The 13,379-nt window shown below is 65.5% G+C and carries 16 protein-coding genes; 10 read left to right on the top strand and 6 right to left on the bottom strand.

The window, feature by feature from the left end; genetic code table 11:
* Nucleotides 1–95: 95 nt before the first annotated feature.
* Nucleotides 96–1,010 carry a methyltransferase domain-containing protein gene (locus C7C56_RS13545; protein ID WP_106757910.1) on the bottom strand — a complete coding sequence of 305 codons (915 nt, stop codon included), beginning with the start codon at nucleotides 1,008–1,010 and terminating at the stop codon, nucleotides 96–98.
* 78 nt (nucleotides 1,011–1,088) lie between these two features.
* Between C7C56_RS13545 and C7C56_RS13540 the strand changes: the two genes are divergently transcribed.
* A complete protein-coding gene (locus C7C56_RS13540) occupies nucleotides 1,089–1,841 on the top strand; it encodes a ComF family protein (protein WP_106757909.1) in 753 nt (250 codons plus the stop codon).
* Nucleotides 1,842–1,870: 29 nt separating this feature from the next.
* The gene (gene trmL, locus C7C56_RS13535) at nucleotides 1,871–2,341 is read left to right on the top strand and encodes a tRNA (uridine(34)/cytosine(34)/5-carboxymethylaminomethyluridine(34)-2'-O)-methyltransferase TrmL (protein ID WP_106757908.1); all 471 of its coding nucleotides are present in this window, start codon (nucleotides 1,871–1,873) and stop codon (nucleotides 2,339–2,341) included.
* A 704-nt stretch (nucleotides 2,342–3,045) separates the two neighbouring features.
* Here the strand turns inward: trmL and C7C56_RS13525 are convergent.
* A complete protein-coding gene (locus C7C56_RS13525; protein ID WP_106757907.1) occupies nucleotides 3,046–3,525 on the bottom strand; it encodes an adenylyltransferase/cytidyltransferase family protein in 480 nt (159 codons plus the stop codon).
* Nucleotides 3,526–3,614: 89 nt separating this feature from the next.
* Nucleotides 3,615–4,799 (bottom strand): PilT/PilU family type 4a pilus ATPase, encoded by a 1,185-nt coding sequence (locus C7C56_RS13520; RefSeq protein ID WP_106757906.1) that lies wholly within the window; start codon nucleotides 4,797–4,799, stop codon nucleotides 3,615–3,617.
* A gap of 139 nt (nucleotides 4,800–4,938) precedes the next feature.
* Here C7C56_RS13520 and C7C56_RS13515 point away from each other — a divergent pair, with 139 nt between their 5' ends.
* The gene (locus C7C56_RS13515; RefSeq protein WP_106757905.1) at nucleotides 4,939–5,880 is read left to right on the top strand and encodes a hydrogen peroxide-inducible genes activator; all 942 of its coding nucleotides are present in this window, start codon (nucleotides 4,939–4,941) and stop codon (nucleotides 5,878–5,880) included.
* Between the two features lie 19 nt (nucleotides 5,881–5,899).
* On the opposite strand, the gene C7C56_RS13510 is transcribed toward C7C56_RS13515, so the two are convergent.
* On the bottom strand, nucleotides 5,900–6,658 hold the full coding sequence (locus C7C56_RS13510) for a CPBP family intramembrane glutamic endopeptidase (RefSeq protein WP_106757904.1): 759 nt from the start codon (nucleotides 6,656–6,658) through the stop codon (nucleotides 5,900–5,902).
* A 118-nt stretch (nucleotides 6,659–6,776) separates the two neighbouring features.
* Here C7C56_RS13510 and ubiA point away from each other — a divergent pair, with 118 nt between their 5' ends.
* The 4 genes from ubiA (at nucleotide 6,777) to C7C56_RS13490 (ending at nucleotide 8,824) form a co-directional block, all read left to right on the top strand.
* Nucleotides 6,777–7,631 (top strand): 4-hydroxybenzoate octaprenyltransferase, encoded by an 855-nt coding sequence (gene ubiA / locus C7C56_RS13505; protein ID WP_106757903.1) that lies wholly within the window; start codon nucleotides 6,777–6,779, stop codon nucleotides 7,629–7,631.
* 137 nt (nucleotides 7,632–7,768) lie between these two features.
* On the top strand, nucleotides 7,769–8,089 hold the full coding sequence (locus C7C56_RS13500; protein ID WP_106757902.1) for an ElaB/YgaM/YqjD family protein: 321 nt from the start codon (nucleotides 7,769–7,771) through the stop codon (nucleotides 8,087–8,089).
* Between the two features lie 2 nt (nucleotides 8,090–8,091).
* Nucleotides 8,092–8,472, top strand: coding sequence for a phage holin family protein (locus C7C56_RS13495; protein WP_229458760.1), 381 nt, complete (start codon nucleotides 8,092–8,094; stop codon nucleotides 8,470–8,472).
* Nucleotides 8,462–8,824, top strand: coding sequence for a hypothetical protein (locus C7C56_RS13490; protein WP_106757901.1), 363 nt, complete (start codon nucleotides 8,462–8,464; stop codon nucleotides 8,822–8,824). Before C7C56_RS13495 ends, C7C56_RS13490 begins: the two co-directional genes overlap by 11 nt.
* 76 nt (nucleotides 8,825–8,900) lie before the next feature.
* On the opposite strand, the gene proC is transcribed toward C7C56_RS13490, so the two are convergent.
* Entirely contained in the window at nucleotides 8,901–9,722 is an 822-nt protein-coding gene (proC, locus tag C7C56_RS13485) for a pyrroline-5-carboxylate reductase (protein ID WP_106757900.1), read from the bottom strand.
* A 50-nt stretch (nucleotides 9,723–9,772) separates the two neighbouring features.
* The gene (locus tag C7C56_RS13480) at nucleotides 9,773–10,474 is read right to left on the bottom strand and encodes a YggS family pyridoxal phosphate-dependent enzyme (RefSeq protein WP_106757899.1); all 702 of its coding nucleotides are present in this window, start codon (nucleotides 10,472–10,474) and stop codon (nucleotides 9,773–9,775) included.
* A gap of 99 nt (nucleotides 10,475–10,573) precedes the next feature.
* On the opposite strand from C7C56_RS13480, the gene C7C56_RS13475 reads away from it, so the two are divergent.
* Genes C7C56_RS13475 through C7C56_RS13465 form a run of 3 tightly spaced genes read left to right on the top strand, consistent with a single transcriptional unit; the run spans nucleotide 10,574 to nucleotide 13,262 of the window.
* Nucleotides 10,574–11,617 (top strand): type IV pilus twitching motility protein PilT, encoded by a 1,044-nt coding sequence (locus tag C7C56_RS13475; RefSeq protein WP_106757898.1) that lies wholly within the window; start codon nucleotides 10,574–10,576, stop codon nucleotides 11,615–11,617.
* Between the two features lie 20 nt (nucleotides 11,618–11,637).
* Nucleotides 11,638–12,774 (top strand): PilT/PilU family type 4a pilus ATPase, encoded by a 1,137-nt coding sequence (locus tag C7C56_RS13470; protein ID WP_106757897.1) that lies wholly within the window; start codon nucleotides 11,638–11,640, stop codon nucleotides 12,772–12,774.
* A complete protein-coding gene (locus C7C56_RS13465; protein ID WP_106757896.1) occupies nucleotides 12,774–13,262 on the top strand; it encodes a glutathione peroxidase in 489 nt (162 codons plus the stop codon). Before C7C56_RS13470 ends, C7C56_RS13465 begins: the two co-directional genes overlap by 1 nt.
* Nucleotides 13,263–13,379 lie beyond the last annotated feature (117 nt).

Here is a 13,379-nt window from a genome sequence, read left to right as displayed (position 1 = left end):
AATATTGCGCCTTTGTAGCCTTTTGGGCAAGCATGGCGGAAAATCCAAGCACGCCGCGCCCGCCCCGCGCGCCGCCCGGCCCGCCGCCCGACCCGCTACTTGCGCGGCATGAAGCGCACGATCGCCTCGCCGCCGGCGGTCACGCGCGGCGCCGGCCGGAACGCGTGGCCGTAGATCACCTCGAAGGTCAGGCCGAGCTTGCCGTCGGGCCGGCGCTGGCGCTCGAAGGCGTCGAGCACGCGCTGCCAGGCGGCGCGCCCGACCAGGCCGCGCCGGCGCGTGGCCAGCGGCTGGCCACCCAGCGCGCGCACGTCGGCCAGCAGGGCCGGCAGCGTGTCGTAGGTGACGGTGATCACCTCCATGTCCATGACCGGGGTCGAGAAGCCGGCCTCGACGAGCTGGTCGCCGAAGTCGTGCATGTCGACGAAGGGCAGCGCGTGCGGCGCCGCGTCGAGCGCGCCGAAGGCGGTGCGCACCTCGCGCAGACTGTCAGGGCCGAAATTGGAGAACATCAGCAGGCCGTCGGTGCGCAGCACGCGGCGCCACTCGGCGAACACGCGGTCGGGCTGCGGATGCCAGTGCAGCGCCAGGTTCGACCAGACCAGGTCGATGCTGTCGCGCGCCAGCGGCAGCTCGCCGAAGTCGCCGCACAGCAGGTCGATCCCGGCCTTGGAGGGCAGCAATTTGCTGAGCATCTGGTTGAGCGAGCGCAGCGCGGACGCGGGCGCTTGCGCGGCCTCGACCATCGCCGGGGCGGCGTCGAGCCCGATGATCTGGGCGGCCGGGAAATCCTTTTGCAGCAGCGCCAGGTCGGCGCCGGCGCCGCAACCGGCGTCGAGCACGCGGCGCGGCATGATCTTGACCACGCCGAGCCGCTCGTGCATGCGGCCGGCGATTTCGCGGCGCAGGAAGTTGGACGGGTCGATTTTGTGCGGGCGCGAAAACAGGCGGCGCACGCGCGCCAATTCGATCGGCGCGCTCAGCTTGGACGGGGATTGTGGGGAAACCATGGTGGCGAAGCGGCGAAATGAGATAGTGGGATTATGGGACAATGCGGCAGTGTACATGCTTGAAGGGGAACCAGTCCGATGACCGCCCGATTGCGCCTGCCCTCCCTGCAATGGTCCGTGGTCGCGGCCGCGCTGGCGCGCGCCCTGTTGCCGTCCTCGTGCGCCCTGTGCGGCGCCCGCAGCGACGCCTGCGTGTGCGCGCCGTGCCACGCGCAGTTCATCGCGCCGCGCCGCGCGCGCTGCAAGCAATGCGCCAACCCGCTCGCCGCATTCGAGGCGGGCCTGCGCTGCGCGGCCTGCCTGGTGCGCCGGCCGGCGTACGATGCGACGGTGGCGGCGGCCGACTACGCGGCGCCGGTCGACCAACTGCTGCTGCAACTGAAATTCGGCGGCCAGCTCGCGCTGGCGCCTTGGTTCGCGCAGGCAATCGCCGCCAGCGTGCGCGCGCAGGCGGCGCTGCTGCTGCCCAATGTGCTGTGCCCGGTGCCGCTGGGGCCGCGCCGGTTGCAGGAGCGCGGCTTCAACCAGGCGCTCGAGATCGCGCGCCCGCTCGCGCGCGCGCTCGGCATCCCGCTGCGGGCGCGGCTGGCGATCCGGGCGCGCGAGACGGCGGCGCAGTCGAGCGTGGCGCCGCAGGAACGGGTCGGCAACCTGCGCAATGCGTTTATCATTGCGCCCGAGGCGCTGGCGATGGTGCGCGGCCAGCACGTCGGCCTCGTCGACGATGTCATGACGAGCGGCCACACCCTCGACGAGCTGGCCGCGACGTTCAAACGTTTTGGCGCGGCGCGCGTGAGCAATTTTGTGTTCGCGCGCACCCCGCCCCACTGATCATGTTTTGCCACTGAAGGAGAAGCACCTTGTTCCACGTCGTTTTGGTCGAACCCGAGATCCCGCCCAACACGGGCAACGTCATCCGCCTGTGCGCCAACACGGGCGCGCAGTTGCACCTGATCGAACCGCTCGGCTTTCCGCTCGACGACAGCAAAATGAAGCGCGCCGGGCTGGACTATCACGACTACGCCACGATGAAGGTGCACAAGGATTGGGATGCGTTCATGGCCGACACCCGGCCCGATCCGGCGCGCATGTTCGCGATGACCACGCACGGGTCGTCGCCGTTCGCCGACGCGGCCTTTTTGCCGGGCGATGTGTTCGTGTTCGGGTCGGAGACGCGCGGGCTGGCCGTCGCGCTGCGCGAGTCGTTTCCGGTCGGGCAGCGCATCCGCCTGCCGATGCGGCCGGATAACCGCAGTTTGAATTTGTCGAACACGGTGGCGGTGGTGGTGTTTGAGGCTTGGCGCCAGAACGGCTATGCTGGCGGCGCGTAAGGCGGCGGCGTATCCCCGTCACTCCTGAGAAACGGCTCCCCGCGAATCTCTGCCATTCCTGCCATTGGCAGAAAACTTCTCGCGAATCCTCGTCATCCCCGCGAACATCCCCCGTCATCCCCGCGAAAACTACCGTCATCCCCGCGAACGCGGGGACCCATGCTGAATATACAGTCATGGGTCGCCTCAAATTTTTTTTACGCGCAGGTTGCGGGCCTAAACATTCGAACTGCACGTGTTTACTCGCTCAGTATGGGTCCCCGCCTTCGCGGGGATGACGGAGTGTTTAGTTTGCGCTTTCTGTTAGCGCTGCTTGGCGCTGCTTGCCGCTGCTTGCTGCTTGCTGCTTGCTGCTGCTTGCTGCTGCTTGCTGCTGCTTGCTGCTTGTTGCTGCTTGTTGCTGCTTGTTGCTGCTTGTTGCTGCTTGTTGCTGCTTGTTTCTGCTTGCTTCTGCTTGCTTCTGCTTTCTTCTGCTTTCTTCTGCTTGCTTCTGCTTGCTGCTGCTTGCTGCTGCTTGCTGCTGCTTGCTGCTGCTTGCTGCTGCTTGCTGCTTGCTGCTTGCTGCTTGCTGTTGCTTGCTGCTTGCTGTTGCTTGCTGCTTGCTGCTTGCTGCTTGCTGCTTGCTGTTGCTTGCTGCTTGCTGCTTGCTGCTTGCTGTTGCTTGCTGCTTGCTGCTTGCTGCTGCTTGGTCCTGCTCGGCGCCGCTATTTAGCTTCGCGCACTTTCGTGAGCAGCTTCGTGGTCGAGCGGTCGTGCTCGAAATCGATCGCGACGGCCTGCCCGCCGTAGGCCAGCACCGCCCGCCCCTCGGGAATGGCGGCCATGTCGTAGTCACCGCCCTTGGCGTAGATCTCCGGGCGCGCCTGCAGCACCACCTCGAGCGCCGTGTCCTCGTCGAAATCAACGACCAGACTGACCGACTCCAGCGCGGCGAGCACGGCCATGCGGTCGGCCGCGTTGTTGAGCGGACGGTCGTCGCCCTTGCCGAGCCGGCGCACCGAGGCGTCGGTGTTGGCGGCCACCACCAGCGAGGCGCCCAGCGCGCGCGCCTGCGCCAGATAGGTCACGTGGCCGCGGTGCAAAATATCGAACACGCCGTTGGTCAGCACGACCGGCTTGGGCAGCGCGGCCACGCGCGCCTGCAATTGCTCGCGGGCGCAAATCTTCGATTCAAAATCGGGCATAGGGGTCTTTGTCGAATTCGGAACGGTAAACTAACACAGGCCCCCACCCGAAAGCGGAGGCCCGTCGTGGGCGGGACCGCCTGCCACCCCTACTTGGCCGGCTCTTCTTCCTCCGGTTCCTCCTCGATCGCCATCGACAGGTCGTTCGAATTGCCCTTGTTGGCGGCGTCCGGCTCCTTGCGGTCGCCACGCAGCTTGATCTGCAGGCGCAGGCCGTTGGCCGAGTCGGCGTTGCGGATCGCCTCGTCGTAGCCGATCGCGCCCTTGTTGTAGAGCTCGTAGAGCGCCTGGTCGAAGGTGCACATGCCCAGCTCGCGCGACTTGTGCATGATTTCCTTGATCGCCTGGAAATTGCCCTTGAGGATCATCTCGGCGATCGTCGCTGTGTTGAGCAGAATTTCGATCGCCGCCTTGCGGCCCTTGCCGTCCTCGGTCTTGACCAGGCGCTGCGAGACGATCGCGCGCAGGTTCGACGACAAGTCCATCAGCAGCTGGTTGCGCCGCTCCTCGGGGAAGAAGTTGATGATCCGGTCCATCGTCTGGTTCGAGTTGTTCGCGTGCAGCGTGCCGAGGCACAGGTGGCCGGTCTCGGCGAACGCGATCGCGTGCTCCATGGTCTCGGTGTCGCGGATCTCGCCGATCAGGATCACGTCGGGCGCCTGGCGCAGCGTGTTCTTGAGCGCATTGTGCCAGCTCAGCGTGTCGACCCCGACCTCGCGGTGTGTGATCAGGCAGCCCTTGTTGCGGTGCACGTATTCGACCGGATCCTCGACCGTGATGATGTGGCCGGCCGAATTCTGGTTGCGGTAGTCGATCATCGCCGCCAACGTGGTCGACTTGCCCGAACCGGTGCCGCCAACGACCAGCACCAGGCCGCGCTTGGTCATGATGACGTCCTTGAGCACGTCGGGCAGGTCGAGCTTTTCGAAGTTCGGAATTTCGGAGGCGATCGTGCGGCACACCATCGCCACGCATTGCTGCTGCACATAGACATTGATCCGGAAGCGGCAGACGTTCGGCAGCGAGATCGCGAAGTTGCACTCCATCATCTCCTCGAACTCGGCGCGCTGCTTGTCGTTCATCAGCGACAAGGCCAGCGAGCGCGTCACCTCGCCGCTCAGTTTTTGCTGGCTCATGGGCTTCATCGCGCCCTGGTGCTTCATGCTGGGAGGGAAATCGGCCGAGATGAACAGGTCGGAGCCGCCCTGATGGTGCATCACGGTCAGCAATTTGTGGATGTAGGTTTGCGCTTCGGCTGGACCAAATGTGGACATGCGGGCTTTCTGTGTGGGGCCGTCGGACGCGGCTGGCCTGGCAATTATATCGACACGGTTCCGGTAAAATGCAAATAAATCAGCGGCCGACCACCATTTTAACTGTTGTATCTAGGCAACCAATATGTTTCAATAAATTATGACATTGACAGAATTGAAATACATCGTCGCCGTCGCGCGCGAAAAACATTTCGGCCACGCGGCCGAGGCCTGCTTCGTGGCCCAGCCGACGCTGTCGGTGGCGATCAAGAAACTCGAGGACGAGCTCGGCGTGCTGCTGTTCGAACGCGGCGGCGCCGAGGTCTCGGTGACCCCGCTCGGGGCCCAGATCATCGCCCAGGCCGAACGCGTGCTCGAGCAGACCGCCGCGATCAAGGAGCTCGCCAAGCAGAACAAGGATCCGCTGGCCGGCCCCTTGCGGCTCGGCGTGATCTACACCATCGGCCCCTACCTGCTGCCGCCGCTGGTGCGGCAGGTGATCGAACGGGTGCCGCAGATGCCGCTGATCCTGCAGGAGAATTTCACCGTGCGCCTGCTCGAATTGCTGCGCCAGGGCGAGCTCGACGCGGCCATCATGGCGCTGCCCCTGCCCGAGCACGGCATGTCGATGGAGCCGCTTTACGACGAGCCGTTCGTGGTCGCCATGCCCAAGCAGCACGCGTGGGCCAAGCGCAAGGCCGTGTCGGCGCAGGATCTCAAGTCCGAGACCATGCTGTTGCTCGGCAACGGCCACTGCTTCCGCGACCAGGTGCTTGAGGTGTGCCCCGATATGGCGCGCTACGCCTCGAGCGGCAACGGCATGCAGCGCACCTTCGAGGGCTCATCGCTCGAGACCATCCGCCACATGGTCGCCAGCGGCATCGGCCTGACCGTGCTGCCGCGCGCCTCGGTGCCCGACATGGGCAGCACCGACGGGCTGCTGCGCTACGTGCCGTTCGCCGAGCCGGTGCCCACGCGCCGCGTGGTGCTCGTCTGGCGCAAGAGCTTCACGCGGCGCGCCGCCATTTCGGCCCTGTGCGCGGCGATCGCCGCGTGCGAACTGCCGGGCGTCGAGATGCTCGCGCCGGCCAGCGCCGGCTAGACTGCCGGACTTGGGGCGCTCACCAGAGCGCCTGGAAGATCGCCATGCTCATCGTGAAGTTGAAGGCGGCGTGGGCGGCGATCGCGGGCAGCACCGAGTCGGCGCGCCGCCGGATCTCGCCGAACATGCGCGCCGTAAGCACCATCAACACCACCCACAGCGCGGCCGAGACGATCCCCGGCCGCAAGCCGGCGGCGTTGGCCACCAGGCCGTGGTGCACCAGATGGACCAGCCCGAACACGCTTGACTCGATCCAGCCGCCGGCGCGCGCGCCCCAGCGCTGCGCGAACGCGCGCTGCAAAAAACCGCGGAAGAAGATCTCCTCGCCGACCGGGCTGAAGATGCAGGCCGGCAGCGTCAGGGCGATTTGCAGCATCAGCGGGCTCATGCCGCCGGCCGGGATCGCCCGGCGGTAGCTGTCGGCGATGCTGACGTACCAATTGTCGGCGCCGCGCCCGTACAGGAGCATGCCCAGTGCGAAGCACAGCAGGGCCGAGGCGGCGCCGCAGGCGAGCGCACCGGAGAAGGCGAAGCGGCCGGTCGGCGCCTTCAGGCCGATCTCGCGCCGGCCCTGGCGCGAAAGCAGTATCCACGGCACGGCCGCCATCAGCACGAAACCGAGCGGCAACGCCCACTGCCAGCGCGCCGGGCCCAGCACGCCGGCGCCGCGCATCAGCAAGAACACCAGCGCCAGCGCGGCGCCGACGAAGGGCGCGGCCGGCAGCAGGCCGCTCCAGGCGGGACGCAGGCGCAGCTGGTTCGCGGTCTCGGGTGTCATTGGCGCCTGATTGTTGAAAATGCAATAATCTTATCATGGGAAAATCGGCCACGGGGATCGCCCGCAGTACGCCCCCGGGGAGTAAAATTCGCATCTTTCGTAGAACAAAGTTTGCGACATGGACAAGCTGGCCCTGTACTTCCGCTTGATCAGGCTGGACAAGCCGATCGGCATCCTGCTGCTGCTGTGGCCGACCCTGGTGGCCCTGTGGCTGGCCTCGGGCGGCGTGCCCGACCCGCTGGTGCTGGCCATCTTCGTGCTCGGCACCGTGTTGATGCGCTCGGCCGGCTGCGCCGTCAACGATTACGCCGACCGCGACATCGACAAGCACGTCAAGCGCACCGCCGAGCGGCCCCTCACGAGCGGCAAGATCAAGGGCTGGGAGGCGCTGGCGGTGGCCGGCGTGCTCGCCCTGCTCGCCTTCGCGCTGATTTTGCCGCTCAACACGCTGACCAAGCAATTGTCGGTCGCGGCGGTCGTGATCGCGGCCAGCTACCCGTATTTCAAGCGTTTTTTCGCCATTCCCCAGGCCTACCTCGGGATCGCCTTCGGCTTCGGCATCCCGATGGGCTTTGCCGCCGTGCAGGGCCAGGTGCCCGCGCTGGCGTGGTGGCTGCTGCTGGCCAATGTGTTCTGGGCCGTGGCCTACGACACCGAGTACGCGATGGTCGACCGCGACGACGACCTCAAGATCGGCATCCGCACCTCGGCCATCACCTTCGGACGCTACGACGTGGCCGCCGTGATGCTGTGCTACGGCCTGGCGCTGGCGATCATCCTGTGGTGCGGCTGGGAATTCGGCCTGCGCGCCTGGTTCGTGGCCGGCGTGGCCGTCGCCGCCGCGGTCGCGCTTTACCACTACACCCTGATCCGCGCGCGCGAGCGCATGGGCTGTTTTGCGGCATTTCGCCACAACAATTTCTTGGGTGCGGCCATCTTTGCTGGAGTCGCGTTAGACTATGCATTACGATAAGTTTGTTTCGTGAGCTATCCTGAAAGTGTGCTGTACTTAGGGCATGCGGCGGGGAATGGGCTTGTTCGGGCGCAAGGTGCGCCAGGGCGTCCTACCTACACTGTCATGCACACCATATTTTACCAATGAGGCCAACCATGATCGAACCAATTCCAACCCAGACCGGCGCCCGCGACCAGTTGATGAACGACCTTAAAACCGTCATTTCCGACGCCGAATCGTGGCTGCGCAACGGCGGCCAGTTGACGGGTGAAGAGTTCCAGGCCGCCAAGGCCAAGTTCGAGCGCACCTTGCACAACGCCAAGGAAGACCTGGTCCGTTTCGAGCAGAACGTGGTCGAAAAGACCAAGATCGCGGCCAAGGCCACCGACGAGTACGTGACCGAAAACCCATGGAAGTCGGTGGGCATCGGCGCGGCGGTCGGCGTCGTGATCGGCATGCTCATCGCCCGTAAATAACCGTGGCGCTCCCCGAGGTGGTGGGACGCATCGCGTCCACGTTCACGGACATCCTGCGCACGCGGGTCGAACTGGCCGCGCTCGAACTCGAAGAAGAATCGCGGCGCCTGATCGGCTATCTGCTGCTCGCGCTGGCCTCGATGTTCCTGCTCGGCCTGGCCACGATTTTCCTCGCGTTTTTCGTCATCGCGATATTCTGGGACACGCACCGCCTCGCGGCAGTGCTGTCGTTGGCCGGTTTGTTCACGGTGGCCGGCGTGGCGCTGGGCCTGAAGGTGCGCAACAGCTTTGCGACCAAGCCCAAACTGCTGGGCGACACCCTGGCCGAATTTGGCAAGGACATCAACTTCATCAAGATGGCGAGGCAATCCGATGAACACTGACACACTGCCCGACGCGCGGCTCGACGCATCGTCCGACGCAGGCCGGGACGCCCCCCCCGACGCACTCTGCGACGCGATCGCGCCGGCGGCGCCGACCACGGCGGCGCGGCGCGCGGCCCTGATCGCGCAGATCGCCGCCCAAAGGCAGCAGGTGAGCGAGCTGGTCGCCCCGGTCGCCGGCGGCGCCCTGTCGGCCATGTTCGGCGGCCGCGCGAAAATCGCGCTCGCCGTCGGCGGCGTCGTGCTGGGCCTGATCGCGACCCGCCCGGGCGGCGCGATGACGCTGATCACGGGCGCCATGTCGGCCTACAAAATGGTGCGCGGCATGCTGCAGCGGCGCGCCCTCGGCTAAGGAACCGTTTATTCACGGCTCCTAAGACGGCACGCGGGCCGGCGTTTGCGCCGGCCCGTTTCAATTCAATTTCCGGTCAATCGCCCGCGCCGAGTTCGTCGCCGAGCTCGCGCCCGCGCGCCGCCGCCGCCTTGATCGCAGCCACGATCGCCGGCCCCACCGCGTCCTGCTCCATCCTGGTGATGGCCGCGTGCGTGGTGCCGCCCTTGGAGGTCACGCGCGCGCGCAGCAGCTCGACCGGCTCGTTGGAGGCGGCCGCCAGCTCGGCCGCGCCGGCAAAGGTGGCCAGCGCCAGCTCGCGGCCCTGCTGCGCCGACAAGCCCAGTTCGACCGCCGCCTGCTGCATCGCCTCGATGAAGTAGAAAACATACGCCGGGCCGCTGCCCGAGACCGCCGTGACCGGATCGATCAGCGCCTCGTCGGCCAGCCAGACGGTGGCGCCGACTGCCTTCATGATGGCGTCGGCAGAGGCCTTTTGCGCCGCGCTCACGCCGGCGCTGGCGACCATGCCCGTGATGCCGCGCCCGATCAGGGCCGGCGTGTTCGGCATGCTGCGCACGATCGCGCCGTAGCCGCCCAGCCAGCGCGCCAGGTCGGCGCTGCGGATCCCGGCCGCGATCGACAGCAGCAGCGGCCGCGCCCGGCCCAGGTGCGGCAGCAGCGCGGCCGCCACTTCGCGCATCTGCTGCGGTTTGACGGCCAGCACGATCACCTCGCTGTCGGCCAGCGTGGCGTCGATCTGCGGGGCCACGCCGACCCCGAACGCCGCCTGCAGGCGCGCCAGCGCGTCGGGGTTCGGGTCGACCACGTGGATGTTGGCGCCGTCGGTGAGCTTGCCGGCCAGGCCCGCGATCAGGGCCGAGGCCATATTCCCGCCGCCGATGAATGAAATACGCATGCGTGTTCCTTTATGTAGTCGTAGTGACGGTCGTAGTGTCAGTTGTAGTGTCAGTCGTAGTGTCTGGCGCCGAAGATGGCCGAGCCGATGCGCACCATGGTCGCGCCCTCGGCGATGGCGGCGCCAAGGTCGCCCGACATGCCCATCGACAGGGTGTCGAGCGCATGGCCTTCGGCGCGCAGTTGTTCATACAGGCGCCGCACGGCGGCGAAGGCGGCGCGCTGGCGCGCCGGGTCGGTCTCGGGCTCGGGGATCGCCATCAGGCCGCGCAGGCGCAGGTTGGGCAGCAGCGCGACCGCGCGCGCGAGCTCCGGCAGCGCCGCGGGGGCCGCCCCGCTCTTGCTCGCTTCGCCACTGATATTTACCTGAAGACAGATATTAAGGGGCGCGAGCCCCGCCGGACGCTGCTCCGACAGGCGCTCGGCGATTTTGAGGCGCTCGACCGTGTGCACCCAGTCGAAGGCGGCGGCGATCGGGCGCGTCTTGTTGCTCTGGATGGGGCCGATGAAATGCCACGCGAGCGGCACCTCCGGCAGGGCCGCGGCGAGCGCGGCGATCTTGTCGAGCGCCTCCTGCAGGTAATTCTCGCCGAAGGCGCGCTGGCCGGCCCCGACCGCCTCGATGACGGCGGCGGGCGGGAACGTCTTGCTCACCGCGAGCAGCGAGATGGACGCGCGCGGGCGCCGCGCCGCGTCGGCGGCAGCAACAATACTCGCATCGACCGCTTGCAAGTTGTGGGAGATTGTGGACATAATCATTTTCAGCGGGCAATTAAAGCACTTCGATCGATGCGCGAGCGCACACGGGGCGTGCCCCCCATACACGGCACAAACACGGCACAAGGATTATAAATGGACATCTCGGAATTACTCGCATTCTCGGTAAAGAACAAAGCGTCGGACTTGCACCTGTCGTCCGGCCTGCCGCCGATGATCCGGGTGCATGGCGACGTGCGCCGCATCAACCTGCCGCCGCTCGAGCACAAGGACGTGCACGGGATGATCTATGACATCATGAACGACGGCCAGCGCAAGGCCTACGAGGAAGTGCTCGAGTGCGACTTTTCGTTCGCGATTCCGGGCCTGGCGCGCTTCCGCGTCAACGCCTTCAACCAGGAGCGGGGCGCCGCCGCCGTGCTGCGGACCATTCCGTCGAAGATCCTGAGCCTCGAGGACTTGAAGGCGCCCAAGATCTTCGGCGACCTGGCGATGCGTCCGCGCGGCCTGGTGCTGGTCACGGGTCCGACCGGTTCGGGCAAGTCGACCACGCTGGCGGCGATGGTGAACCACCTCAACGAGAACGAATACGGCCACATTTTGACGATCGAAGACCCGATCGAATTCGTGCACGACTCCAAGAAGTGCCTGATCAACCAGCGCGAGGTCGGGCCGCACACGCTCTCGTTCAACAACGCGCTGCGCTCGGCGCTGCGCGAAGACCCGGACTGCATCCTGGTCGGCGAGTTGCGCGACCTCGAGACGATCCGGCTGGCGCTGTCGGCGGCGGAGACGGGCCACCTCGTGTTCGGCACGCTGCACACCTCGTCGGCGGCGAAGACGATCGACCGTATCGTCGACGTGTTCCCGGCGGACGAAAAAGAGATGGTGCGGGCGATGCTGTCCGAGTCGCTGCAGGCGGTGGTTTCGCAAACCCTGCTCAAGACCAAGGACGGCAGCGGCCGCGTGGCCGCGCACGAGATCATGATCGGCACGCCGGCGATCCGCAACCTGATCCGCGAAGCGAAGATCGCCCAGATGTACTCGGCGATCCAGACCGGCAGCAACGTCGGCATGCAGACCCTGGACCAAAATCTGACGGACCTGGTGCGCCGCAACGTTATTTCCCCCAGCGCGGCGCGACATGCGGCTAAAATCCCGGACAACTTCCCCGGCTAACCTGCATCCAAGGATAAACAATGGAACGCGACCAGGCATCAAAATTCATGTTCGACCTGCTGCGCCTGATGACCAGCAAGGGCGGCTCCGACCTGTTCATCACGGCCGGCTTTCCGCCCGCCATCAAGATCGACGGCAAAATGACGCCCGTGTCGAGCCAGCCGCTGACGTCGGTGCACACCGCCGATCTGGCCCGTTCGATCATGAACGACAAGCAGACCGCCGGTTTCGAGCTGACCAAGGAGTCGAACTTCGCGATCAGCCCCGGCGACCTCGGGCGCTTCCGCGTCTCGGCCTTTGTGCAGATGAGCTGCGTGGGCATGGTGCTGCGTGTCATCACCACCACCATCCCGCGGCTCGAGGACCTCGACCTGCCGCCGGTGCTGTCGGAGGTGGTCATGTCCAAGCGCGGCCTGGTCATCATGGTGGGCGCGACCGGTTCGGGCAAATCGACGACGCTGGCGGCGATGGTCGGGTACCGCAACGAGAACAGCTACGGCCACATCATCACGATCGAGGACCCGGTCGAATACGTGCACCCGCACCGCAACTGCGTGATCACGCAGCGCGAGGTCGGGGTCGACACCGAATCGTTCGAGGCGGCGCTTAAAAATTCGCTGCGGCAGGCGCCCGACGTGATCCAGATCGGCGAGATCCGCGACCGCGAAACGATGGAGCACGCGATCGCGTTCGCCGAGACCGGCCACCTGTGCCTGGCCACGCTGCACGCGAACAGCTCGAACCAGGCGCTCGACCGGATCATCAACTTCTTCCCCGAGGAGCGCCGCCAGCAACTGCTGATGGACTTGTCGCTCAACCTGCGCGGCCTGATCTCGCAGCGACTGATTCCGCGCAAGGAGGTCAAGGGCCGCTGCGTGGCGATCGAGATCATGCTCAATTCGCCGCTGATCTCGGACCTGATTTTCAAGGGCCAGGTGCACGAGATCAAGGAGATCATGAAGAAGTCGCGCGAACTGGGCATGCAGACCTTCGACCAGGCGCTGTTCGACCTGCACGAGGCCGACAAAATCAGCTACGAGGACGCGCTGCGCAACGCCGACTCGGTCAACGACCTGCGCCTGCAGATCAAGTTGAAGGGCAAGGAGTCGGTAGGCCGCGACCTGTCGTCGGGCACCCACCATCTGGGGATCGTGTAATGAGCGCCAACATCTTCGATTTCCAGGCGACCGGCATCAGCGGCGACGAGGTGGACCTGTCCCAGTACAAGGGCAAGGTCCTGCTGATCGTGAACACGGCCAGCGCCTGCGGCTTCACGCCCCAGTACAAGGGGCTCGAAAAGGTCTACGAGCAGTTCAAGGACAAGGGCGTGGTGGTGCTCGGCTTCCCGTGCAACCAGTTCAAGGGGCAGGAGCCGGGCAGCGAGGCCGAGATCGGCGCGTTTTGCGAGAAAAACTTCGGCGTCACCTTCCCCCTGTTCTCGAAGATCGATGTCAACGGCAACGCCACCCATCCGCTGTTCGCCGCGCTCAAGAAGGAGGCGCCGGGCCTGCTCGGCTTCGAGGCGATCAAGTGGAATTTCACCAAGTTTTTGGTGCGCAAGGATGGCAGCGTGTACAAGCGTTATGCGCCGTTGACCGAGCCCGAGAAGATGATGGACGATATAAAAAAACTACTCGCTGAATAAAAACATTATTCACGCAATCGATATCAGCCATAAAACATTTCGCTCAAAACATTCGATTTGTGAATGGGTAGCATCTAAACATTGAATTGGAGTTATATGTCGCGGGGATTCATACTG

The organism is Massilia glaciei (genome assembly GCF_003011895.2).
Lineage (GTDB): Bacteria > Pseudomonadota > Gammaproteobacteria > Burkholderiales > Burkholderiaceae_D > Telluria_A > Telluria_A glaciei.
The sequence above is the reverse complement of the archived record's forward strand: the minus strand, read 5'-3'. Positions and strand labels throughout refer to the sequence as shown.